This window comes from Flavivirga sp. 57AJ16 (assembly GCF_028736925.1).
GTDB lineage: Bacteria > Bacteroidota > Bacteroidia > Flavobacteriales > Flavobacteriaceae > Flavivirga.
In genome coordinates, this window is record NZ_JAQZAT010000017.1 from 1 (window position 1) to 25,621 (window position 25,621).

At 33.1% G+C, this 25,621-nt stretch carries 21 protein-coding genes; 10 read left to right on the forward strand and 11 right to left on the reverse strand.

Annotated features, from left to right (window positions below; all coding sequences use genetic code 11):
- Positions 1-139: 139 nt before the first annotated feature.
- The 3 genes from PQO00_RS16520 to PQO00_RS16530 all read right to left on the reverse strand — a co-directional run bounded on the left by PQO00_RS16520 (position 140) and on the right by PQO00_RS16530 (position 5,207).
- Entirely contained in the window at positions 140-1,399 is a 1,260-nt protein-coding gene (locus PQO00_RS16520; RefSeq protein ID WP_274185964.1) for an aminotransferase class I/II-fold pyridoxal phosphate-dependent enzyme, read from the reverse strand.
- A 619-nt stretch (positions 1,400-2,018) separates the two neighbouring features.
- Positions 2,019-3,059 (reverse strand): PLP-dependent cysteine synthase family protein, encoded by a 1,041-nt coding sequence (locus PQO00_RS16525; RefSeq protein WP_274185965.1) that lies wholly within the window; start codon positions 3,057-3,059, stop codon positions 2,019-2,021.
- An 81-nt stretch (positions 3,060-3,140) separates the two neighbouring features.
- Positions 3,141-5,207: a S9 family peptidase gene (locus tag PQO00_RS16530; RefSeq protein ID WP_274185966.1), complete on the reverse strand. Its 2,067-nt coding sequence runs from the start codon at positions 5,205-5,207 to the stop codon at positions 3,141-3,143.
- A gap of 87 nt (positions 5,208-5,294) precedes the next feature.
- Between PQO00_RS16530 and PQO00_RS16535 the strand changes: the two genes are divergently transcribed.
- Positions 5,295-5,618: a YbaB/EbfC family nucleoid-associated protein gene (locus PQO00_RS16535; RefSeq protein ID WP_274185967.1), complete on the forward strand. Its 324-nt coding sequence runs from the start codon at positions 5,295-5,297 to the stop codon at positions 5,616-5,618.
- On the opposite strand, the gene PQO00_RS16540 is transcribed toward PQO00_RS16535, so the two are convergent.
- The 5 genes from PQO00_RS16540 to PQO00_RS16560 form a co-directional block, all read right to left on the reverse strand.
- A complete protein-coding gene (locus PQO00_RS16540; protein ID WP_274185968.1) occupies positions 5,611-6,630 on the reverse strand; it encodes a low specificity L-threonine aldolase in 1,020 nt (339 codons plus the stop codon). The two genes, PQO00_RS16535 and PQO00_RS16540, sit on opposite strands and share 8 nt — an antisense overlap.
- Before the next feature lie 3 nt (positions 6,631-6,633).
- The gene (locus PQO00_RS16545; protein WP_274185969.1) at positions 6,634-7,305 is read right to left on the reverse strand and encodes an HAD family hydrolase; all 672 of its coding nucleotides are present in this window, start codon (positions 7,303-7,305) and stop codon (positions 6,634-6,636) included.
- A complete protein-coding gene (locus tag PQO00_RS16550; protein ID WP_274185970.1) occupies positions 7,289-8,257 on the reverse strand; it encodes an ATP-grasp domain-containing protein in 969 nt (322 codons plus the stop codon). The genes PQO00_RS16545 and PQO00_RS16550 overlap by 17 nt, the downstream gene beginning before the upstream one ends.
- A gap of 27 nt (positions 8,258-8,284) precedes the next feature.
- Complete coding sequence (locus tag PQO00_RS16555; RefSeq protein ID WP_274185971.1) at positions 8,285-9,304, reverse strand: glycosyltransferase; 1,020 nt, start codon at positions 9,302-9,304, stop codon at positions 8,285-8,287.
- A gap of 448 nt (positions 9,305-9,752) precedes the next feature.
- On the reverse strand, positions 9,753-10,622 hold the full coding sequence (locus PQO00_RS16560) for a trans-aconitate 2-methyltransferase (protein ID WP_274185972.1): 870 nt from the start codon (positions 10,620-10,622) through the stop codon (positions 9,753-9,755).
- Between the two features lie 537 nt (positions 10,623-11,159).
- On the opposite strand from PQO00_RS16560, the gene PQO00_RS16565 reads away from it, so the two are divergent.
- From PQO00_RS16565 to PQO00_RS16600, 8 genes are all read left to right on the forward strand, one after another.
- Complete coding sequence (locus PQO00_RS16565) at positions 11,160-12,974, forward strand: ABC transporter ATP-binding protein (protein ID WP_274185973.1); 1,815 nt, start codon at positions 11,160-11,162, stop codon at positions 12,972-12,974.
- On the forward strand, positions 12,964-14,127 hold the full coding sequence (locus tag PQO00_RS16570; RefSeq protein WP_274185974.1) for a glycosyltransferase family 4 protein: 1,164 nt from the start codon (positions 12,964-12,966) through the stop codon (positions 14,125-14,127). The genes PQO00_RS16565 and PQO00_RS16570 overlap by 11 nt, the downstream gene beginning before the upstream one ends.
- 14 nt (positions 14,128-14,141) lie before the next feature.
- Entirely contained in the window at positions 14,142-15,137 is a 996-nt protein-coding gene (locus tag PQO00_RS16575) for a UbiA family prenyltransferase (RefSeq protein ID WP_274185975.1), read from the forward strand.
- A gap of 167 nt (positions 15,138-15,304) precedes the next feature.
- A complete protein-coding gene (locus PQO00_RS16580; RefSeq protein ID WP_274185976.1) occupies positions 15,305-16,342 on the forward strand; it encodes a glycosyltransferase in 1,038 nt (345 codons plus the stop codon).
- A gap of 86 nt (positions 16,343-16,428) precedes the next feature.
- A protein-coding gene (prfB, locus tag PQO00_RS16585) for a peptide chain release factor 2 (RefSeq protein WP_274185977.1) occupies positions 16,429-17,539 on the forward strand; the annotation gives its coding sequence in 2 pieces (ribosomal slippage) (positions 16,429-16,491 and positions 16,493-17,539; 1,110 coding nt in all).
- Complete coding sequence (locus PQO00_RS16590; protein ID WP_274185978.1) at positions 17,536-18,153, forward strand: HAD family hydrolase; 618 nt, start codon at positions 17,536-17,538, stop codon at positions 18,151-18,153. Before prfB ends, PQO00_RS16590 begins: the two co-directional genes overlap by 4 nt.
- The gene (gene arsC / locus PQO00_RS16595; RefSeq protein WP_274185979.1) at positions 18,153-18,494 is read left to right on the forward strand and encodes an arsenate reductase (glutaredoxin); all 342 of its coding nucleotides are present in this window, start codon (positions 18,153-18,155) and stop codon (positions 18,492-18,494) included. Before PQO00_RS16590 ends, arsC begins: the two co-directional genes overlap by 1 nt.
- A gap of 84 nt (positions 18,495-18,578) precedes the next feature.
- Positions 18,579-21,119, forward strand: coding sequence for an outer membrane beta-barrel protein (locus tag PQO00_RS16600; RefSeq protein WP_274185980.1), 2,541 nt, complete (start codon positions 18,579-18,581; stop codon positions 21,117-21,119).
- Positions 21,120-21,204: 85 nt separating this feature from the next.
- Here the strand turns inward: PQO00_RS16600 and PQO00_RS16605 are convergent, their stop codons facing one another.
- Together PQO00_RS16605 and PQO00_RS16610 are read right to left on the reverse strand one after the other, a co-directional pair.
- Positions 21,205-21,381 (reverse strand): hypothetical protein, encoded by a 177-nt coding sequence (locus tag PQO00_RS16605; protein WP_274185981.1) that lies wholly within the window; start codon positions 21,379-21,381, stop codon positions 21,205-21,207.
- A gap of 91 nt (positions 21,382-21,472) precedes the next feature.
- Complete coding sequence (locus PQO00_RS16610; protein ID WP_274185982.1) at positions 21,473-22,114, reverse strand: peroxiredoxin; 642 nt, start codon at positions 22,112-22,114, stop codon at positions 21,473-21,475.
- Between the two features lie 598 nt (positions 22,115-22,712).
- Here PQO00_RS16610 and fumC point away from each other — a divergent pair.
- Positions 22,713-24,110: a class II fumarate hydratase gene (gene fumC, locus PQO00_RS16615; RefSeq protein ID WP_274185983.1), complete on the forward strand. Its 1,398-nt coding sequence runs from the start codon at positions 22,713-22,715 to the stop codon at positions 24,108-24,110.
- A 349-nt stretch (positions 24,111-24,459) separates the two neighbouring features.
- Here the strand turns inward: fumC and PQO00_RS16620 are convergent, their stop codons facing one another.
- On the reverse strand, positions 24,460-25,035 hold the full coding sequence (locus tag PQO00_RS16620) for a Crp/Fnr family transcriptional regulator (protein WP_274185984.1): 576 nt from the start codon (positions 25,033-25,035) through the stop codon (positions 24,460-24,462).
- Positions 25,036-25,621 lie beyond the last annotated feature (586 nt).

The window sequence follows — 25,621 nt, forward strand, 5'->3', positions numbered from 1 at the left end:
ACGCATGTCTTTTGTGTTTTTAATTCTCTTTTTCCTCGCTAATCAAATGAAAATTATCAAATGGAAGAATTAAAAACAAAAAATAGCATCAAAATTTAATTAAGGATGCTATTTTCTGAATGCGCCTTTCGGAACTACACTACTCTCCCATTGCTGCCATTACAGAAGCAGATAAGCGTTTGTAGGTGCCGTTTTCCAATCGTGATCTAATAGCCTCAAAAGCGGCCAAAGTTTCAGAAACGTCTTCTAAAGTATGTGTTGCCGTTGGTATTAATCTTAACAGAATTAACCCTTTAGGTATCACGGGGTAAACAACTATAGAGCAGAAGATTCCGTAATTTTCGCGTAAATCCCTAACTAAGGCCATAGCTTCTGGAATACTTCCTTTTAAATATACAGGCGTGACACAGCTTTGAGTCGTTCCTATATCAAACCCGCGATCTTTTAATCCAGATTGCAGAGCATTTACATTTTCCCAAAGCTTATTTTTAAGTTCTGGCATGGTTTTAAGCATTTCCAAACGCTTTAAAGCACCAGCAACCAATTGCATTTGCAATGATTTTGCAAACATTTGAGAGCGCAAGTTGTATTTTAAGTAATCTATTATTTCTTGATCTCCTGCAATAAAGGCTCCTGTACTCGCTAATGATTTAGCAAATGTTGCAAAATAGACATCAATATCGTCTTGCACCCCTTGCTCTTCTCCTGTTCCTGCTCCTGTAGCGCCTAATGTACCAAAACCATGGGCATCATCAACAAATAATCTAAAATTATATTTCTGTTTTAGAGCCACAATCTCTTTTAATCGTCCTTGCTCTCCTCGCATTCCAAACACCCCTTCAGAAATAACCAAAATGCCTCCTCCGGTTTGCTCGGCCATTTTTGTAGCTCTGTCTAAGTTTTTTTCTAAACTTTCAACATCATTATGCTTATAAGTAAATCGTTTGCCCATGTGCAAACGAACCCCGTCAATAATACAGGCATGCGCATCTACATCATAAACAATAATATCGTCCTTAGATACTAAAGCATCTATAGTGGATACCATACCTTGATACCCGAAATTTAATAGATATGCTGCTTCTTTACTTACAAAGGATGCTAACTCATCTTGTAATTTTTCATGCAAATCCGTATGTCCAGACATCATTCTAGCTCCCATAGGGTAAGCAGAACCATATTGAGCAGCAGCTTCTGCATCTACTTTTCTTACCTCTGGATGATTAGCCAACCCTAAATAATCATTAATACTCCAAGTAATAACATCTTTTCCTCGAAATTTCATCCGGTTGGAAATTTCTCCTTCTAATTTAGGAAATACAAAGTAGCCTTCGGCTTGGGATGCCCATTTACCTAATGGCCCTTTGTCCTTATAAATCTTTTCAAATAAATCCTTCATTTATTATAATCTTATAGCTATTAAAATTAAGACATAACTACCTAGAAGTAGTTGCTTTTGAGGGAAAACAAAAACAAATTGTAATGTTTAAGCATATTTCATGAAAGCTTTCTGTCCTTAAAGTTAGTTATTGCAAAATTAAATATTTATATGGTTTGAGCATAATTTTTACAGCTCAATTATTAATAAAATAAAAGCCAGTAAACCCTTGGGTAAGCTCAATGTTATTAAGTTAAGGCCGTAATGTCAGTCTGAGCGCAGTCGAAGACCAATTGGAGTTCTAGTTTTTATTAGCATTTCGACTGCGCTCAATGTGACAAAAAAAGAACAAATTACCTTAACTTAATAACATTGGGGTAAGCCCTACCCCAAAAAATCGCCCCATAGGTCAAGGTATCAAACCTAGGATTCCGCTCTAGATATTGAAATACTAAAAACTTGTTCAGCACATGGAGCGGGGTTAACCTGCCATACCAAAGGCACGGGACGACTAATCTGTTTTAAACATATTGCTTCGCCGCTTTTACCACGCAATAGGCGTGGGACTAATAAAAAAAGAGATAATTCTTTGCCTTTATAACAAAACACCATCTCTTTTTTTTAAAAACAATATTTTAGACTATTTTATATATTCTATTTTCTGTACTGCAACTTCATTTTTACTATCAAAAAAGCCTTGCTCGTTCATCCATTTATCGCTGTACACCTTACTCATATATCGAGACCCATGATCTGGGAAAATAACCACAACGTTATCTCCTTTTTTAAATGTATCTAGCTCTCCTAATTGTAGAATAGCTTGTATAGCTGCTCCAGAGGTATAACCAACAAACAGCCCTTCGCTTTTGGCTATTAGCCTAGCTGTATGGGCACTTTCTTCATCTGTTACTTTCACGAACTCATCAATAACATCAAAATCTGTAGCCGTTGGAATTAAATTCTTTCCTAGTCCTTCAATTCTGTATGGATAAATCTCCTTTTCATCAAACTCCCTGGTTTCATGATATTTTTTAATAACAGAACCAAAAGCATCGACCCCTATAACTTTAATGTTAGGATTTTGCTCTTTTAAATACCTTGCTGTACCCGAAATTGTACCGCCAGTTCCACTACAAGCAACAAGATGTGTTATTTGGCCTTCTGTTTGATTCCAAATTTCCGGACCCGTAGATTTGTAATGCGCATCGATATTTAACTCATTGAAATATTGATTGATGTAAACGGAGCCTTTTATCTCTTCATGTAGGCGTTTTGCTACTTGATAGTATGATCTGGGATCGTCTGCACTTACATGTGCTGGGCACACATAAACTTTAGCTCCCATAGTCTTTAACATATCAATTTTATCTGCTGAAGATTTAGAACTTACAGCCAAAACACAATCGTATCCCTTTATAATACTAACCATAGCGATACTAAATCCCGTATTGCCCGATGTTGTTTCTATAATAGTATCTCCTGGTGACAAGATGCCTTTTCGCTCTGCTTGCTCTATAATGTAAAGTGCTATTCTATCTTTTGAAGATTGTCCTGGATTAAAAGATTCTACTTTTGCGTAAAAGTTCCCTTTAAACTTAGAGGCTATTTTATTAAGTTTAATAAGTGGGGTCTGACCTATTAAATCTAATACATTATCAAAAACCTGATTTTTGTGTTTCATAAATGCTTTTTATAAGCTTAGGTAATATTACTAAAAATATTTGTAACCTAAAACCTGACAAAAATAAAACATTTTTTTAGATTACCTATTAATTCCTTCTAAATCTAATAAAAAGGCATATTCCAACGCCACTTCTTTTAAGCTTTCAAAACGGCCGGAAGCACCTCCATGCCCAGAATCCATGTCTATATGAAACAATAACTTATTTGCATCTGTTTTCAGCTCTCTTAGCTTCGCAACCCATTTTGCCGGCTCCCAATATTGTACTTGCGAGTCGTGCAAACCTGTAGTAACCAATAGGTTTGGATATGATTTAGCCTCTACATTATCATATGGGGAATATGATTTCATGTAGTTGTAATAATTTACATCATTGGGATTCCCCCATTCATCGTACTCCCCCGTTGTTAGCGGAATACTATCATCGAGCATCGTCGTCACTACATCTACAAAAGGAACAGCTGCTAAAACCCCATTATAAAGTTCAGGATTCATATTAATGATAGCTCCCATTAATAAACCTCCGGCAGAGCCTCCATAGGCATATAAATGTTTGTTTGATGTATATTTTTGTTCTATTAAATATTTTGAACAATCAATAAAATCATGAAATGTATTTAATTTAGTGAGTAATTTTCCATTTTCGTACCAGGTCCTCCCTAAATACTCGCCACCACGAATATGGGCAATAGCATAAATAAACCCTCTATCCAATAAACTTAAACGAATACTGGAAAAGGAAGGATCTATAGTTGAACCATAAGAGCCGTAAGCATATTGTAATAACGGGTTTGTGCCATCTAACTTTATACCTTTTCTATAGACTAAAGAAATGGGCACTTTTGCACCATCCCTTACTGTTGCCCAAACGCGCTTGGATTCATAATTGTTTTCATCAAATTTGCCTCCTAAAACAGCTTGCACTTTCCTTACTTCTTTTTGCTTGGTTGTAAAATTATAATCGATCACAGAATTAGGAGAGGTCAATGAACTAAAACTATAACGCAAAACGTCACTATCAAAATCGGGGTTGTTGCCAATATTTACAGTGTAAGTTTCCGAATTAAAAGGCAGGTTATAATCTTCTGTTCCATCCCAATTTATTATTCGCAAATTGTTAAGCCCGTTTTCCCGTTCATTGACCACCAAATAATCTTTAAAAATCTCAATATCTTCCAATAAAACGGTTTCTCTATGCGGTATAACTTCTTGCCAGTATTGCTTATGGGTAGCTGTTTCCTCTGTTTTAAGCAACTTAAAGTTTGTTGCACCATCACTATTAGTCATGATATAAAAATGATCCTTAAAATGGGATATATTATACTCTAGTTCGTGAATCCGTTCTTGAAAAACCTTAAAATCACCATCTGGGTTATCCGTATTTAAAAATCTATATTCAGTAGTCAGCGTACTCGAAGACCCAATAATAATATATTTTTTTGATTTTGTTTTATATACAAATGTGTTAAAGGTTTCATCTGCTTCATAAAAAACTTCAATATCTTCTTTTACATCTGTATGTAATTTGTGCTTAAAAATTTTATGGGAACGCAACGTCACTTCATCCCTATTGGTATAAAACAAGGTTTTATTGTCATTTGCCCAAGTCGCACTCCCCGTTGTATTCAAAATTTTATCTGAATAAATCTCACCTGTGACCAAATTTTTTATCTGTATAGTGTATTGTCTTCTACTAACAATATCGGTAGAAAATGCCGCTAATGTATTATCTGGACTTATAGCGATCCCTCCCAGCATAAAATAGGCATGTTCTTTGGCCATTTCGTTACAATCAAACAAAATTTCTTCGGGGGCATCTAAACGTTCCTTTTTACGTACATAAATTGGATACCCTTTATCTTTTTCAAAACGTGTTATGTACCAGTAACCGTTTAATTTATATGGCACAGAAGCATTATCCTCCTTTATTCTACCCTTCATTTCTGCAAAAAGTTCTTTTTGAAAGGTTTCTGTATGCTGCATCATACTCTTGGTATAATCATTTTCAGCATTTAAGTGATCTATAACTTCGGGGTTTTCTTTATTATTCAACCAATAATAATTATCAATGCGTAAATCGCCGTGAATTGAGAGTTCTTTCTCTTTTTTGGTAGCTACTGGCGCCTGGATTTGAATGGTTTTTTCCAATGTAGGTGAATTTATTCTTAAAATTTAAGCTGTCAAAAATAGAAAAATTAAATAGCTTTGCAGTACAATAATCAATTTATAAAAATTATGCTTGGAGATATGATGAACATGATGGGCAAACTTAAAGAAGCCCAGAAAAAAGTGGAAGAAACCAAAAAACGTTTGGATACAGTTTTAGTCGATGAAAGCAGTAGTGACCATAAACTTAAAGTAACACTTACAGCAAACAGAACCATTAAGTCCATTGAAATTGATGACGAATTACTTGATGATAAAGAGCAACTGGAAGATTATCTCATCCTCACCTTGAACAAAGCTATTGAAAAGGCTACAAAAATTAACGAAACAGAGTTAGCTGCTACTGCTAAAGAAGGCATGCCCAATATTCCAGGAATGGACATGTTTAAATAATAGCCTGCAAAGTACTTAGCAAGGTATCGTGCATGGTATCGGTATAGTCTAAATGTGTGACCATTCGTAGTTTATTGCTTCCCATACTAATTATGTGAATGTCCTTATCTACCAGTTTTTGCACGAAAGCATTTTCATCTACACCTCTATCCAATTCAAAAATAACAATATTGGTCTCAATAGGCTCAACGGTTTTAATAATGGATAACCCAGAAAGAACCGCCCCTACCTCCTTAGCTTTTTTATGATCCCCAGCCAGTCTTTCAACATGATTATCTAAAGCATACAGCCCAGCTGCAGCTAAATAACCGGCTTGACGCATATTACCCCCAAAAATCTTTCTAATACGTATGGCATGCTTCATAATTTCAGGGCCGCCCACCAAAATAGATCCTATGGGACATCCCAGACCTTTACTTAAGCATACCGAAATAGTATCAAAAACACCCCCATATTGCTCGGTGGTTTCGTTTTTGGCTACGAGTGCATTCCATATACGTGCACCATCCAAATGTAGCCCAAGATTATTGTCGTTACAAATAGCTCTTATTTTTTTTATCTCATTAAAATCCCAACAGGCCCCTCCTCCTTTATTCGTGGTGTTTTCAATGGCCACCAAACTTGTTTGACTGTAATAATAGGCATCCGGATTGATAGCGTCTATCACTTGTTCTGCGTTAAACATGCCCCTGCCCCCATCTATTAGTTTACAAGAAATACCACTATTAAACGATGCACCTCCAGACTCATAATTATAAATATGGGCATACTTATCACAAATGACCTGGTCTCCTGGGTTTGTGTGTAATTTTAATGCTGTTTGGTTCGCCATGGTCCCACTGGGGAAAAACAAGGCATTACTTTTCCCAAACATATTTGCCACACGCTGTTCCAATGCATTAACTGTGGGATCTTCCCTAAACACATCGTCTCCAACTTTTGCCTGCATCATGGCATCTAGCATGTCTTTTGTTGGTTTTGTTACGGTATCGCTTCTTAAGTCTATAGTCATCAATTATACATCTACTAGTTTTAAAATTTGCGTTAAATCTTTAATTTTATACTTAGGCAGATACTCTCCAGGCAAGTCAAAATTTTGTTCATGGATATTTAAGCCTTTATTCAATAAGCAGATAGTTGTCCACCCTAACATATTTGGACTAATAAAATCCTTTTTTAAATTGTCTCCAATATAGTAATATTCCCCCTCACCAAAGGTTTTTTCAAAATACTCATAATTTTTGATGTTTGGTTTTTCACTACCAAATTCTTCAGACACCATAATTTCTGAAATAAAAGCATCAAGGTTTAGGGCTTTTATCTTATTTCTTTGCTGAATACTTCTCCCATCCGTTATAATACCCATATTCACACCTTTCAACTTTAAATATTTTAGAACATCCAGATTTTCTTGTTTTAGCACGATATTGGGTTGGTGGCTCCTATAGATATCCAATAATTCATGAAGCTGAAACGAACAATGGTATTTTTCAAGGATCACCTCAAAAACATTAAGCTTAGCATGATATAGTTGTAACATGTCATGATATACAACTGTTTTTTCTACATCAGAATTTGAGACTATTTGTGATGCAATTTCATTGAATGCGGATTTTAAAAAATCAATTTCATTATATAAAGTATCATCTAAGTCAAAAACTATAACTTTATTAGTCTTTATGGTCATGCACTAAAATTTCATTATCATGCCTAAGCATCAAGAGGTTTTTTTCCCAATCCTCAAAATAAGGTATTTCTTCGTTAAGAAAATATTCTTGAATTATCCATTTAGGGAAATTTCCTCCTGCCATATATGAAAGCGGAAATCCTCCTCCAAATCTTGGATTGATCTCAATACCCGTTACCTGCTCTGTTTCTTTGTGAAGAAAAAATTGGGTTGTTATACAACCTCTTACCCCTTCAATATTTGACATATTTTCAACTACACAATCTACAAGTTTATTTTTTTTTGTAACACTTTTACTTACCTCACCGCCTCTAATTTCAATACGTTTTCTTGGAATGACACATTTTAATACACCATTTTTGTTATAGTACAAATCACAAGTATATTCATCGTAAATATCAGGATCAAAAAACTCAAAAAACAAAAGTTCCTCATTATTAAAATGATACTTTGATAATTGATCCTGATCTTTTATTATATAATTTTCTTTGCTATTACTCCCGCTTTTAGGCTTGATAAATAATGGTAATTGAAAATTCTCTTTTGAATAGAGAGTTATAACATTAATTTCTAATTTTTCGAACAGTTTTTGAGATTTAGCCTTATCATTACAGATCTCAATAAATTTTTCATCGGATATTAGTATTTCGATTTGATGTGCTTTAAATTTATCTATATGCTTTGATAAGACTGTTAATTCTGTATCTAAAGTTGGAATAACAAGTTTAACACCCCTTTCTATACAGATTTCTAGTAAATTATCTATATATGATTTATGAGCTACCTTTACAATTTTAAAGGCTTCGTCTGCTACTTGTGCTGCTCCGCTTAACTCTATATCCGAATCTATAACAATTACTTTTGCTGATGGTATTATTTTTTTTAACTCACTTTTAAATGCTTTTACCAATGATACTCTTCTACCTACCGAGGTAATTAAAATATTATTCATTCAACTCTAATTATTTATAGTTAGCGGTTATTTTTTTAAACTTAAAATAGGATTAAATAATTTAAAACAAGTATAGTACATATATTTGTTATTAAACACTTTTGTTAAAACTTTATAACTAGTCATACTATAATCTTCTCCTACAAACGAAACTAATGGATAGGCACCAGCTTTCTCTACTCTTTCTATAATCTTCTTGATTTCAGTGATTTTTATAGTCGATTTTAGCATGCGTACCATCATAAAAAAAACAAAGGACTGCTGTCTGGTTTTTAATCGTTTTATGCAATTTTCTTTTTCTTTTTCATCACTTTTAACACTACGTATCAACGACTCATAAACAATAGCTGCATTTGCATTATCATAAATCACATTTAAATAATGTTTAGGCTTTTTACTGGTCATAGCAGAATTTGGAACTTCCACATGTCTATGTGCATCTACTGGAATATGCGACATTGAATTTGCTTTCAAGAATAATGATGCTGTAAAGATAGCATCTTCCATCCACCGTCCTTCTATAAATCTTATCTTTGATTTCAATAAAAATTCTCTATTTATTACATACCACCAGATTTCATTTTTAAAGGCATTATTTGCTATGTATGATATACCATCTACTTTTTTAATATTATAAAACTGTTTAATAACTGAACTTGGATTGTTATTTTTTGATGATGTTGTTGCCTTGGATTGAAATGTTAAAATATCCTGATTATACGTTTTAGTAACATTCAAAATAGTTTTTAATACATTATTAGCTAAATAGTCGTCTGGGTCTATAAAATAAATATAATCGCCTTTAGCTAAATCTATGCCTTTATTTCTTGCAGCTCCGACTCCTTGGTTTTCTTGATTGAAAATAATTATGTTTCTATACTTAGATTGATATTTTTTTGCTATTGCAATGCTAGAATCCGTAGAGCCATCATCTACAATTATGATCTCATAATCATCAGTATTTAAATTTTGATTTAAGAGACTATCAATACATCTGGATATGTAGTCTTCTACATTATATACGGGAATTACAATACTTAATTTCAAACAATTAGAGGTTTAATAAGAATTAAATAGGTTAATTATTGATATACAATAAATCAACACTCATTACTTCTATGTTTTGAGTAAATATACATTTTTGTAGATATCATTTCTCAAAAATACTGTGTCGTGCTAAAAAACTAGTTAAACATCATATGGAGATAAACAAAAAAATATCAGACACAAAAATTACAGAAAAAAAGCTAAATAATGTCATCCATCAAGGTATTGACTGTCTTATAAATCATCAGACTTCTCTAATAGTCTTTTTCTTTATCTGCCCGGAGAATATAATATACAAGGATTGAATTTTTCTATAAGAGTTATATTTAGAAGCTGCCATAATAATAATTTCGCAATCTAAAATACTATTATCTCGAACAAACTGCTTTGAAAAGTTTTATAGCAGTTGGCTTTCGTTTACTCATGCTCTACTTCAATATTTGGTTACTTACCATTGACTCACTTTATACTTAACAAAGTACTTTACCTTGGACAGAAATTTACGAAAAGAGAGACTTTTGTCAACTGATTCTGGCTTTGCCTCAGTCGTTTCTTTATTTAACTTTTTCATATCAGCAATTATTTGCTCGATCACTGCTGGGTCTTGTTTTTGCTTAAATCCAATTATTCCAAGAAAATCAGGAGGGTATTGCACAAGGTGCACTTCATCAAAATAACGGTCAAATAATTCTTTAAACTCTTTAGGATTTGGAACTCGCATCCGATGAAAGTATCCTCCGCCTTCTTTCCAAGTCCACTCAAATCCACTGATTCGAATTTGCCCTCCCCCAAAGTCTTGACCAACAAAATAAGGAAGTTTAGGCGCCTTCTTCCCTGCCCATCTATATACATTGTTCAAGGTAGCTAAAGTTATGAAACAAGAACCATTTTCATTTAACCAACCGTGAAAATTCTTTACCATTACATCCCATTGCTCAAATGAATCCACATATGTATGCCCCCAACCTGTCTCACTAATCACGTCGAACGAGCCTTTTTCAAATGCATTGGTATTAAGATAGTTACCTTCAATAATTGTAACTGTCGGGTTTTGTTTTCGTGCTTGCACAATCATACCTGGAGATAAATCAAGCCCCACACGTTCGGAATCTGGAAAACGAGAAAGCAGATATCCAGTTCCACAAGCGACATCCAACCAGCGTACAGGAGTGTCTTTAACAACATTTGCATGCAAGTTTTCTATGATTTTAGTGTGAGCATCAGTTCTAATTATCCACTCATCATAATCATGAAAACGGTTATTGTATTCTATCCCGTATTGGGCATCATATATAAGATGGATGTCTTTTGTATTCATTTATCTGATTTTGGTATTTTGAGACTAATACATTTTTATTTTATAAGAGATAAATATATAACATCTAGTCAATATTTATAACAAAAAAAAGATATATTGTAAGATACGTCGGTTATATGTCGTTCTACCTGCCCGTATAGAAATGAAAGAAGTGGTTGTTGTTTTTAAATTTAATTTAAAGAATTATAGAAGCCTAATATAGACTAACTTCTTTTTTAGTTCTAATTACACAACCTAAACATCTATCAATTTAATTTTTAAACAATAAGTTTAAAACCCCTTATCTAAATTACCATACCATTAGTCTAAATTTTTAATTGACTGGATTAAGATACTTTATATTCGATAATTCTTTAATAGAATCTATAAGTTAAAGAAATTGTATATTGTAAATCCTAAAAGTTTACTAAATCTTATTCAAATTTAATTTTATATGACCCTTTTAAATCTTTTAATAATCCTACTTCCTTTCCATTTCTAAAGCTTTATCAAATATTAACCGTCCTCTAGATTTTAATCTCAACCTATCATAATTTAATGCAAAACATAAAAAAGAAAATAGATAAGCTAAAAAAGAATCTTAACCTAAAAAGGACTTTAACACTTATTTGGACCATTACAAAAGGAAAGGTAATATATATCATACTCATTATGATAATGGAAAGCCTCGTTTATATGGGGTCATTATATGTTTTTAAGATGCTAATTGATATTGTTTCCCTGCCCAACAGAAGTGAGAAATACGATTTAGCTATAATGTATTTGATAGCTGCAGGCTTAGCTACAGTTATACTGGTTCTATTAAGTTCTGCTGCAAGTTATATAACCCAAAAACATGCCTTTTTAATAAATGAATATATTGATGATAAAATACACTCTATAGCTATTTCATTGGATTTATCTTTTTATGAAAGTCCTGCCTATTTTAATACTTTAAATAGAGCAAAAAATGCCGGTCCTAGTAAACCATCTGCAATACTTTCAAATATCATAAGTATTGCAAAAAATTTCATGACTCTTACGGTCATAGGTATGGCATTAATATCCATAAACTGGGTTTTGATGCCACTTTTGGCTCTTTTTGTATTACCTACACTTTATGTGCGTTTAAAATTTGCAGACAAACTTTATGAATGGCAAATCCAAAAGACACCAATGGAACGTAAATCCAAATATTTAAGCACTCTTATTACAGGTGAAGTGGCTGTAAAAGAAATTAAATCTTTTGGTCTAGGTCACTATCTCAGGTCTATGTATAAAAACATAAGAGTTTACCTTTTATTAGAAGACCTCCGAATAAACAAAAAAGGAATCATTAATGAAGCCGTTACACAAATTTTGGCGGCTGTAGGTGTATATAGTTGCATCGCTTACATTTGTTTAAGTGCGTTAAAAGGAGAATCTACAATAGGCGATATTGCTTTGTTCTTAATTGTGTTTCCACAACTTTTCGGCATTATGCAGGGGTTATCAGGGGAGATTTCGTCTTTATATAAGAACAATATTTTTTTAAGTTATTTGTATGAGCTTTTCGATCTGAAAAATGAAATGGAAGAGCCTGAAAAACCTTTATCAATACCTCAATATAATCAAGACTTAACTTTGGAAAACTTAAGTTTTACTTACCCGCATGGCACAAAAACAGTTTTAAAAAACATAAATTTAAAAATACCAGAGGGCAAAGTTGTAGCATTAGTAGGGCTTAATGGTTCTGGAAAAACAACTTTAATAAAGCTGCTGTGCAGATTTTATGATCCCAATACAGGAAGTATTAAGCTAGGTGGAGAAAATATCAGAAACTTTAAAGCAGATGATTTCAGAAAGCAAATAAGTGTTGTTTTTCAAGATTTCATGAAATATAATATGAGTGCTTCTGAAAATATTCGATTTGGAGACATCGATTCAGACATCGACAATGAGGCAGTTATGTCTGCAGCAAAAAAATCTGGAGCACACGAGTACATAAATGAGTTTCCAGATAAATATGATACAACAATGGGTCGCATATTCGATGATGGAAAAGAAGTAAGCATAGGACAATGGCAAAAATTAGCCATTGCCCGTGCCTTCTATAGTAAATCCCAATTTTTAATATTAGATGAAGCTACAAGTGCTTTAGATACTAAAGCAGAACAAGCACTTTTTAGTGATTTGAGACAGCATATTGGAAACAAGGGAATCTTAATAATAAGCCATAGAGTATCCGCGGTAAAACATGCCGATTATGTTTATGTTATGTCGGAAGGTAAAATTACGCAAGAAGGAACACACAAAACTTTAATTGATGAAAAAGGCCCCTACTCCAAATTATTCAAAGCTTCAAAAAAACATGGATTAAAAAATGAAAAATAAATTCGTAAAAACACCTAAGCATATTGCCATACTATCAGCCGTACTAGATGATTGGGGAGGCAGTGAGGAACTTTGGGCATTAAGTATTCCATACCTTCAGAATAAAGGGATTTCGATAACGGTTTTAAAACGAAACGTCAATCTATCTCACAAAAAAATTAAAGGGCTAACAGATAAAGGAGTCCTTTTTAAAGACTTAAATGGAAAATATAACCCTAAATTAAGACGAGTAGTTAAAGCATATCATAAAATTAAAGACCCACTTCGAGAAATACACTATAGTATTTTTGAGAATTTTCTGAAGACACAAAAACCTTCTTTTGTTATTATAGCACAAGGTATAAATTTTGATGGGATACATTATGCGAATCTGTGTTTAAAATATGAAATTGAATATGTTATCATTTCTCAAAAAGCGGTTGAACATTATTGGCCGCCAAAACATGAACGGTCTTTAATACATCAAGTTTTCACAAATGCGAAAAGGTGTTATTTTGTTTCAAACCACAATAAAAATTTAACCGAAGAGCAATTTGGATTTCGATTTAAAAATGCCGAAATTGTGTATAATCCTTGTAAAATATCGAGAGGCCCATTACCCTATCCTTCTACTAACAATGGGCATAAGCTAGCACTTATTGGTAGATTGTTTATTTTAGATAAAGGACAAGATATTTTGTTTAGAATACTTGCAAAAGAAAAATGGAAAAAACGCAAATTATCTATTTCCTTAATTGGCACAGGTCCAGATAAAAAAGGGCTTGAGGCTATGGCCAATTTATTAAATATTGAAAATATTGAATTTTTGGGGTTTCAAAGTAATATGGAACAAATTTGGTTAGATCACCATGCTTTAGTGCTGCCTTCAAGAGGAGAAGGCTTACCCTTAGTAATTATAGAAGCTATGGCTATAGGCAGACCGGTAATTGCTACTCGGGCGGGAGGAACCACTGAGCTTGTAGAAGATGGTGTTACAGGGTTTATTGGAGATGCTGCCGAAGTAAGCTTTGAAGAAACATTAGAAAGAGCCTGGAACGACCGCGAAAACTGGAGAAAAAAAGGAGAACTGGCATCTAAACAAATAAATGAGAAAATAACCATAGAACCTGAAGTCGATTTTGCTAATCGAATTATTTCCTTAATTCACGAATAATCATAATTCTAAAAATGATTAAAATTCCTAAAGTATTTAGATTAGTAGATTGGTGGGAGCCTAAAATAGTCCCCTTACTCTTTCTATATTACCTTACGGCTATTCAATACAATGAGGATTTAATAGCTCATTTTGGGTGGATGATAATTTTAATCGTTGCTATAGCTATAGGAGCTATTTATGTTAGTATATTAAACGACTATACTGATCTAAAATTTGACCTTGCCAGTAAAAAGGCTAATAGGTTAGAAAAATTTTCCCCAACAACAAGAAAATTAATATTGTTAAGTTCAATTTTGCTAAGTGTATCTTTTTGTTTTCTTTTTATCAATGATACACTTTCATTAACATTATACCTATCTGCATACCTAGTATTTAGTTTATACTCTATTCCTCCTTTTCGATTTAAAAACAGAGGTATTTTGGGAGTTATTGCCGATGCTAGTGGTTCTCATCTTTTTCCCAGTTTGCTAGTTGTTTCATACATTTCTAATAAATTCGATACAGAAATAGAGCCATACTGGTTCATCCTTATAGGGGTTTGGGCTTTTACATATGGCTTGCGTGGTATATTATGGCATCAGTTTTGGGATAGAGAAAATGATCTTTCCATAAACCATAAAACCTTTGCCACTTGTACAAACGTATCTGTAATGAAGCCAGTAGAACGGCTGATTACATTAATTGAATTAAGCTCTTTATTTTTAATTCTATTTCATATAGAAAGTCATCTCCCTATTATAGCATTGATACTATATTTTTTAATCCTCATTGGCTATAATAAAAAATTAAAGATAAAGTCAGTGATGGTACTTTCTCCAAACGGACCATATCATATTTTTATGACTGAATTCTATTTAGTGCTTCTGCCTCTTTCTTTAATTGTTACTTATAGCATCCAAAATCCAATTTGTTGGATCTTGGTCTTCTTTCATTTATTGTTTTTTCCAGCAAGTACTAAATTATTAATAAGACGCGTCTTATTAATTCTAGGCTTAAAAAAGAGCTGATTTTGGAAAAAAAATTATTCTTGTCCCAAAAATATCTTTGGTTTAAAAGCATAAAAACAAGATCATTAACAAGACTCATTTTCTTGACATGCATAATCTGGTTTTAATCTAAATTTTTTAACATTAAGAGGTAATATTTTTACTTTTAAGGCTTAAGAAATAATCAAATGAAGTTAAGTATTATTATTCCATGTTATAATGCAGAAAGCCATATAATAAAATGTCTTAAAAGCATTGTTAATCAAGGTTTTGCAACCAACGATTATGAAATAATAGTAATTGATGACGGTTCTACAGATTATACTGTTAAAGTTATCGAAGACTTCAACAAGGCTTATAAAAATGTATTGTTATTTAAGCAACCTAACCAAGGTCAGGGAGTCGCACGAAACAAAGGGATAGACCTAGCTAAAGGTGATTATATATACTTTATAGATGCTGATGATTATCTTGCTTATAATTCTTTAAATACTATTTTTCAACACGCAGTCCCAAATAAATTAGATGTGATTGGATTTAAAACCTTAATTACTCATGACGTAGATTTATTTGATCTGCCTGAAAGTGAATGCATAAACGAAATTACGATAACTACAGGAATTGATTTTCTTTTAAAGAATAAAAGCCACAGACTAGAAGCTTGGTGGTATATTACAAGAAGGGAGTATTTAATTAAATCTGGATTTAAATTTGAAGAAGGCACCTTTTTAGAAGATGTCATTTTTACTTTTAAAGTGCTTCACGGGGCTAAACGATTTGCTTTTCTTCCCATAACGATACATCGTTATTTTCAAAACCCAAATTCAACCATGCAAAATGAAACATACCCCCATTTAAGCAAGTTAATTGATGGGTATTTAAGCTTAATTCTTAGGTTGGACAATTTGAAAAAAGATATTAGTAATAACAAAACTCAAAAGGAGAACAATGCTATAGAAAATATTCAATACCTCTCTAATTCAAATACATTTTACCTATTCTTCAAATTTACCAAATCTAATTTTTCAATTAAAAAAATTGACAATATTCTTGCTCAATTAATAAAAATAGGAGCTTATCCTTTTAACAGGGAATTAATCACAAAAGAATACACGCACTATAAAATCAAAACAGCAGCTTACATCTTCAACAATAGAATTCTGTTTTACTTTTTACTATATCCCATTAGACTTTTATATAAAATGGGATTAATTAAAGTTTATTGAAAAAAGGATTTTATGAGTATTTTAAATCTTTTTTTACTGCTACAATAATATAATAATACTATTTTTGTTCAAAATAAAAATAACATATGATTACTTCAGATCAAATTAAAGATCTTAACACCCGCCTTGACAAACTAAGGCACTATCTTTGACGTAGACACCAAACTTATAGAAATACAAAACGAGGAAGAACAAACCTTCGATCCTAATTTCTGGAATGATCCAAAAGCTGCAGAAACGATTATGAAATCGATTCGAGTTAAGAAAAAATGGGTTGAAGATTACAATAAAATCAAAACACTTGTTGAAGATTTAGAGGTTCATTATGAGTTTTATAAAGAAGGGGAATCTACTGTAGAAGATGTAGAAAGGCTATACAATGAAGCTTCCGCTTTCCTTGAGAACATTGAGTTTAAAAACATGTTATCGGAAGAAGGAGATAGTTTAAGTGCCGTTTTACAAATTACTGCCGGAGCTGGGGGCACCGAAAGCTGTGACTGGGCCAGTATGTTGATGCGTATGTACTTAATGTATGCCGAAAGAAGTGGATTTAAGGTAAAAGAATTAAACTTCCAAGAAGGAGACGTCGCTGGTATAAAAACGGTTACCTTAGAGATTGAAGGCGATTTTTCTTTCGGTTGGCTAAAAGGTGAAAATGGCGTACATCGCTTGGTGAGGATTTCTCCTTTCGATAGTAATGCCAAACGACACACCAGTTTTGCATCGGTTTATGTATATCCGCTAGTCGATGATACTATTGAAATTGACATCAATCCAGCAGATATAGAAATTACTACCGCTAGGTCTAGCGGCGCTGGAGGTCAAAATGTAAATAAGGTAGAGACCAAAGTACAACTTACCCATAAACCAACCGGGATTCAGATTTCATGTTCCGAAACAAGATCGCAACATGATAATAGAGCCCGGGCTATGCAAATGTTGAAATCGCAGTTATATGAAATCGAACTTCAAAAACAATTAGCGAAGCGCGAAGATATTGAAGCAGGCAAAATGAAAATAGAATGGGGAAGTCAGATTCGTAATTACGTGATGCACCCTTATAAATTGGTAAAAGATGTAAGAACGGCGCATGAAACAGGTAATGTTGATGCCGTTATGGATGGACATATAGACGCGTTCTTAAAATCTTATTTAATGATGATGGGACAAAAAGTAGAAGATGATAATCAATTATGAATAAAATAGACACAATAATTTTCGACCTTGGCGGGGTTTTAATAGACTGGAATCCCGAATATGTTTATTTAGATGAATTTAATGGAGACCGTGAAAAGATGCAATGGTTCTTTGATAACATTTGCACCAATGATTGGAACGAAAACCAGGATGCCGGATATCCTATGGCCAAAGCAACTGAAGAACGCGTCGCTCTTTTTCCAGAATACGAAACCTTAATCAGAATGTTTTATGGTAGATGGGTAGAGATGCTAGGGGAAGCGATAACAGGTACTGTAAACATTCTTGAATCACTTATAAAATCAAATAAATACAAAGTGGTTGCTTTGACCAATTGGAGTAGCGAAACCTTCCCTATCGCGCTGGATAAATTTGAATTTCTACATTGGTTTGAAGGCATTATTGTTTCTGGAGAAGAAAAAACCAGAAAACCTTTTGATGCTATTTATAATTTGACTCTGGACCGTTTTAATATCACGGCCGAAAATGCCATCTTTATTGATGATAACTTGAGAAACATTGAAGCCGCTAACAATTTAGGTATTAATGGCATCCCATTTAAATCTCCAGAACAGCTCATTCAACAATTAAAAAATTATAACATCCATTTGTAATGATAAAAATATACCATAACAATCGCTGTAGTAAATCACGTTGTGGATTGGAAATACTTGAAAAATCCGGTAAAGAATTTGAAATAGTTAAATACCTGGAAGACGTTCCCACTCATAAGGAATTAAAAGGCCTCATAGCACTGTTGGGCATAAACCCCTTGGAATTGGTCAGAAAAAATGAATCCATTTGGAAAGAGACGTTAAAAAGCAAAGACTTAAATGATGAAGAGATCATTACGGCTATGGTAGAAAACCCTAAACTTATAGAACGTCCCATTATTATTAATGGAAATAAAGCTGTTATAGGCAGGCCTCCCGAAAAAATACTGGATATTATCTAATATTCGATGTTCGTATTAACACAATTTTAACCTTTGTTCATTAAACCTTAAGTTACTTTTGTGGTTTAAATAGAAAACGAATTAATGAATAAATTTATTTTGACCAGTCTGGTGCTTTTTCTGGGCATGTTCTCGGCTTATGCCCAACCAAAAAACGAATTGGTTCCAAACACAGAATCGACAACACTAAAAGATGTTACAATAACGGGTAAAATTTTTGATAAAGAGACCAAAGACCCTCTTGAGTACGCAACAATTTCATTTTTTAGCAAACAAAAAAACAAAATTGTAGCTGGCGGTATTACCGATGCTAACGGAGCATTTAGTATCCCTGTTCCCAAAGGGACTTACGATATCTCGATTGAATATATTTCGTTTAAAACACAAACTATTCCAAACAAAAAGATTGTATCCGATACAAACCTGGGGACCTTTTTTCTTGATATTGATCTAGAATCGCTTGGGGAAGTTGAAATAATAGCCGAGCGCACTACTGTTGAAATAAAACTCGACAAGAAAATATATAATATTGGAAAAGATCTAACTACAGCAGGCGGAACAGTAAGTGATGCTTTAAATAATGTACCGTCGGTTTCAGTAGACATAGAAGGAGGCATAAGTTTAAGAGGTAATGAAAATGTTAGAATATTAATAAATGGTAAACCTTCGGCCATGGCTGGATTTGGTGATACCAATGTATTGAGTCAACTACCTGCCGAAGCTATTGAGCGTGTTGAAGTCATTACATCTCCATCAGCAAGATATGATGCAGAAGGAACTGCAGGGATTTTAAACATTATTCTTAGACAAAAAGAAACATTAGGATTTAATGGTTCATTAAACTTAACTTTAGGAAATCCAGATAATGCAGGTCTATCGGCTAATTTAAATTACAGAACTGAAAAATTCAATCTATTTTCTAATTTCGGATTTAGATATTTTAACGCTCCAAGAAATAACTTTAACGATACAGAATACTTTGATAATACTGTACAATTCGAGAGAATAATAGAAAAAACAGAAGTAGAACGCCTTAACAAAAATTACAATGCTAGTTTTGGTATGGAATACCTTTTGTCTAAAAAAACTTCAATTACTGGTAGTGTATTTTATAGATATGGTGAAGATAGAGATACTTCTCTAAACAATAGCGATCGCTTTAATAGTGGTAATATTGTTGAACAAACTTTAAGAACTGAAAAGCAAAATGAAGATGGAGATAACTACCAATTTGCTTTAAACTACATTACAAAGTTTGACGATGCAGGACATCAGTTAACAGCTGATATACAATTTGAAAAAGGTTACGAAGAACAATTTACTTATATCAATGAAGATTTTATTGTTACAAATCAAGTAAACCCAGAACCTTTTCAAAGAGAAAATATTTTTGAAGCTGAAGATGAGAAAGAATCTTTATTCCAAATAGACTATGTTTTACCTATTGGTGAAGATAGCAGGTTTGAAGCTGGTTACAGAGGGAATTTTAAAAATAGTGTAAAAGATTATACTTTAGAGCAAGAAGATATTACTAATAATTCCTTTTTTGTAAACGATACCATATCTAACATATTTGATTATACCGAAAATGTAAACGCATTTTATACACAATACGGAACAAAATTTGGAGAATTCTCTTTTCTATTGGGATTACGTTTAGAAAACACTCAATTAAAAGGTAAAATAGACTCTCAACTAAACGACACTGAACTTGAAGAATCATTCGGATTTCCAATAGATACTAATTTCGATAATAATTACTTAGGGCTCTTCCCTACTGTTAACCTTATTTATAATTTATCTGGAGAAGACGACTCTGAAGAAAGTATCACTCTAGGATATAACAGACGAATAAACAGACCTAGAGGTTGGTTTATTAATCCTTTCCCGTCACGTTCTAGTCGTACCAATGTATTTCAAGGAAATCCTAATATAAGCCCAGCATTTGCAAGTGCTTTCGATTTAGGGTACTTAAAACGATGGGATAAATTAACTTTAACAACGTCGGTTTATTACCAACATGAAACTAGATCTTTTGAGCACGTGCAAGAAAACACAGGACAGCAAACATCAGACGGTATAGATATAATTAGAACTATTCCTGTAAACCTTTCTACAAATAAAAGAACAGGAACAGAATTTGGAATTCTATATAATCCAGAAAAATGGTTAAGACTAAACTCAAGCTTCAACTTTTTTCAATTTGAAACGGAAGGCGAGTTTAATGGAATTGATTATGGAGCAAAAAACACTAGTTGGTTTGCGCGTTTGAGCAGTAAAGTATCATTACCATCAAAAATAGATTGGCAAACAAATGCTTTTTACAGAGGTGCGAGACAAAATGCCCAAAATGAAACAGAAGGTATTTTTTCTTTAGACTTAGCGTTTAGCAAAGAAATTTTTAATAATAATGCTACCATCTCTCTCAATGTTAGAGATTTATTAAACTCAAGAAAGAGAAAATCATTAACAACAACAGAATTCTTTTCAAGATATAACGAATCGCAATGGAGACAACGTCAAATAAATGTATCATTTATGTATCGTTTTAACCAACAAAAAGCACGTAACGAACGTAGAAATAATCAAGGTGGTGGAGATAATGATATGGATTTTGAAGGCTAGAAAAAACATATTGGCGCACAAAAAAAGGAAGCTATATTTAGCTTCCTTTTTTTATGGGTAATAATATAAATTTAATCAAATAATGTTATAAATTTTGACGTTTTGCTTTTTTCTCTTCCCTAATTTCTTTTAGCCTTTCAATTAAAGAACCGCCTATCCAATAAGGAATAACAAAAGTTAATAAGAATATCATTAACCAAAATCCTATTGTTAAAATGGTTAAAAAAGCTAAAAATCCTAAATATTGATCAAAATCAAACATAATTGTAAGTGTCTTTTAAAAATCTTCTGCAAAGATAATGCAAAGCTATTTGTTACACAATATCAAATTAAAATTTATTAAAGGGTACTCCTTAATTTAAATTGGGTTGTGGTGTCATTCTTAAATAAGGCTTTACTTCTTTAAAACCCTTAGGAAAAATGCCTGGAATGTCTTCTGTGGCAACAGAAGGAACGACCACACAGTCATCTCCGTTGTTCCAATTGGCTGGAGTTGCTACTTTATGATATGCCGTTAATTGTAGAGAATCGATAACACGTAATAATTCATCAAAATTTCTACCAGTTGACGCAGGATAAGTTATGGTCAACTTCACTTTTTTATCAGCACCTATCACAAAAACAGATCGTACCGTTAAATTGCTATCTGCATTTGGATGGATCATATCATACAATTCCGATACTTTTCTATCTTCATCTGCTATAATAGGAAAATTAACCGTTGTTCCTTGTGTTTCGTTAATATCATTGATCCATCCACGGTGTGAATCAATACCATCCACACTAAGCGCTACAACTTTTACATTGCGTTTATCAAATTCGGCCTTGTATTTTGCTACCGTTCCCAATTCGGTGGTACAAACTGGTGTATAATCTGCTGGGTGCGAAAATAAAATGCCCCAACTATCTCCTAACCAATCATGAAAATCTATGGTCCCTTCTGTCGACTCTGCTGTAAAATTTGGGGCTAAGTCCCCTAACCTAATTGCTGCCATAATTATGAATTTTTAATGTTTATAAAAAATTTTATTAGAGAACTCGTCTCGACTGTTTCTATTTCCTAAAACCTGTCTGCCGGAACGCAGGAATGGCTAATATTCGCCCATATTTCGTTACTTTTATGATCCGTAGCCGTACTCAATACCATTAAGTTAAGGAAATTTGCCTCTTTTTGTCACCTTGAGTACTTCGGCTACAGTTTATCTTGAGCGGAGACGAAAGGCTCAGCATAAACTTGGAGCCGAAAGGCTCAGACTAACATACAGCCTTAACTTAATGACATTGAGCGATGCCATGCCTTTCAAAAAGGGCCTTATCTGAACAAATTTTAGCTCATTTTAGTCCACTTAACTCTTATTATTATAAATCGGAGTTCATGAATCTTCGATTTCGGTTAAATACAAAAAGTCAAGATGAGTCCATTGATCTTTTCAATATTTTCTAATCTCTTACAAGATAGCATTTTTAAAATATTTATTCTAAAAAAACGGTGTTAGATAAGTGTTAAAAAAGTCTTTAAAAAACTAACATATATCATATTAAAAAGCACCTTAAAACAATTAACTTTGTAACTTAAATTTAATCATTAAAGAGATGAGTTACAGAATAGAGAAAGATACTATGGGTGAGGTTAAAGTTCCTGCTGATAAGCTTTGGGGAGCTCAAACTGAACGATCAAGAAACAATTTTAAAATTGGGGCGCCTGCTTCTATGCCATTAGAAATAATTTACGGATTTGCTTATCTAAAAAAAGCAGCAGCGTTTACTAATTGCGAACTTGGTGTTTTATCTGCTGAAAAACGTGATTTAATTGCTCATGTTTGCGAAGAAATACTGGAAGGCAAACATGATGATCAATTTCCTTTAGTGATCTGGCAAACTGGTTCGGGAACCCAAAGTAATATGAATGTTAATGAGGTGATTGCCAATAGAGCACATCAAATAGCAGGAAAGGTTATTGGAGAAGGAGAAAAAACAATTCAACCTAATGATGATGTTAACAAATCACAATCCTCTAACGACACCTTCCCCACCGGCATGCACATAGCTGCCTATAAAAAAGTGGTTGAAACTACCATGCCTGGTGTAAAACAATTACGGGATACCTTAAAAAAGAAATCCGAGGATTTTAAAACCGTTGTAAAAATTGGACGTACCCATTTAATGGATGCAACACCCCTGACACTTGGACAAGAACTTTCGGGTTATGTGGCCCAATTGGATCATGGTATCAAGGCCTTAGAAAACACGCTACCGCACTTAAGTGAATTAGCATTAGGTGGTACTGCCGTGGGAACAGGGTTAAACACCCCTAAGGGATACAGCAAACGTGTTGCAGAATATATTGCAGAATTTACAAATTTACCATTTGTAACAGCTCCAAATAAGTTTGAAGCCTTAGCAGCTCATGATGCCCTGGTAGAAACTCATGGTGCATTAAAACAATTAGCCGTTTCTTTAAATAAAATTGCAAATGATGTTAGAATGATGGCTTCAGGGCCTCGTTCAGGAATTGGAGAAATTATTATTCCGGCCAACGAGCCTGGAAGTTCTATTATGCCCGGTAAAGTCAACCCAACTCAATGTGAGGCATTAACTATGGTTTGTGCGCAAGTTATGGGTAATGATGTGGCTATATCTGTTGGTGGCTTGCAAGGACATTACGAATTAAATGTATTTAAACCCGTCATGGCTGCAAACGTTTTACATTCTGCACAATTAATTGGAGATGCCTGTGTAAGCTTTGATTTAAATTGTGCCATTGGTATAGAGCCTAATAAAGAAGTCATTACTAAATTATTAAACAATTCTTTAATGCTTGTAACAGCTTTGAATACAAAAATTGGTTATTATAAAGCTGCCGAGATTGCGAATACAGCACATAAAAATGGTACCACTTTAAAAGAAGAAGCTGTTAACTTAGGGTATGTTACTGCTGAAGATTACGATGCTTGGGTTAAACCAGAAAACATGGTTGGAGGTTTAAAATAAACCACTATGGATTGGAAATCCATAGTTTTTAAACAAGAACGAAATTCTATTTTTGGTATAGTGTCATTCAGACAGAGCAAAGCGACGAGGAATCTCATAATTTTAATTTTATGATGTGATTTCTCTCTGTGTTCGAAATGACAAAATACTCTTAAAATTTTATAGAAACTAAAGTAACTGCAATGAAATTGCAAGGGTTTAAATCAGGTAAGGACATGCAATAAAAAAACAGGTAATTTAAAATTACCTGTTTTTTTTGGTTGGTTAGCTATCAATCCTTTTTAATTTACAATTAAAAGGAAATCTTTCCAAAGATATAGTTTAACATGACAATGTTAATTAACAAATGTTAATTGTTGTCAATTTTTTTTCTAATTCTACTTAATTGTACAGGCGTTATGCTTAAATATGAAGCTATATGATATTGTGGAATTAAATCATCTATTCCAGATATCCTCTTTCTCAATTTTAAATATCGCTCTGTGGCATCCATAGAAATAAACTCCAATTGTCGCTCTTCATACTTTATAAAAATACGCTCTAAAACCTTGCTATACAAGTTGCTAATATGAATATCCTTACTACAAAGTTTTGTGATTTCCTCAAAATTTACTTCGTATACTTTACAGGCTGTAAGTGTTTCGTAAGTTAACTTAGAAGGTTCTTTTTTAATTAAGGCCGTAAGTGATCCAACAAAACTAAAAGGCATAAAAAAGTTTTTATTGAATTCTTTTCCTGTTTCAGAACTAAGATAAGCTCGCATAATTCCAGATACAAGCATATAAATTTTACTAGGAATCTCACCAGGCCGATCTATTTGAACCCCTTTTTCTATTTTTTTAAATGTTGATATTCTTTCAAGCTTCTCAAATGTTTCTTCCGAAACATCCAAAAATGAATTTATAAAAATAACATTAGGATCCATTGTTTATAGTTTAAAAATTGCTTCAAACATATTTGGAACGCACATTGTAGTTGTGTCGTTTTAAGAACAGATACTGAAAAGTTGGTTAGTTTATTATCATGGTATTTCAGTATATAAACTCATTTAAATTTTTTTGATTGTTCGTAATTTGTCATAAACCTAAAAACATATTGTTTTTGTCATCCCGAGGCAACGAGGGATCTCATTGATTATCAACAGATTCTTCACTATAGCCTGTATTGAGCGTAGTCGAAGTATTCTGAATGACAAAAATATCATTATGCATGATTACAGACATTCAGAGACTTTTTCAATGGGCTAAAAAATGCCCCCTTTTACTCCCATTTTTTATCTTTTTTGAGTTACATAGCTCTGTTGTGCAACTCAAAAAGCCTTCTAACGGAAAATACCTGTCGGCTGGCTGGAAGTTGCTAATTTTCACTACCATCCAAAAACATGTGCCCAGCTTGACCGGGTAGTTTAAATGAGTTTTATTCTAAAATAATACCTTCTGTAACATTATCAATTAATTTCTCCATAATTTGCAAATAAACTTGTTTAGATGCACCATTCTGTGTTCTTTTTA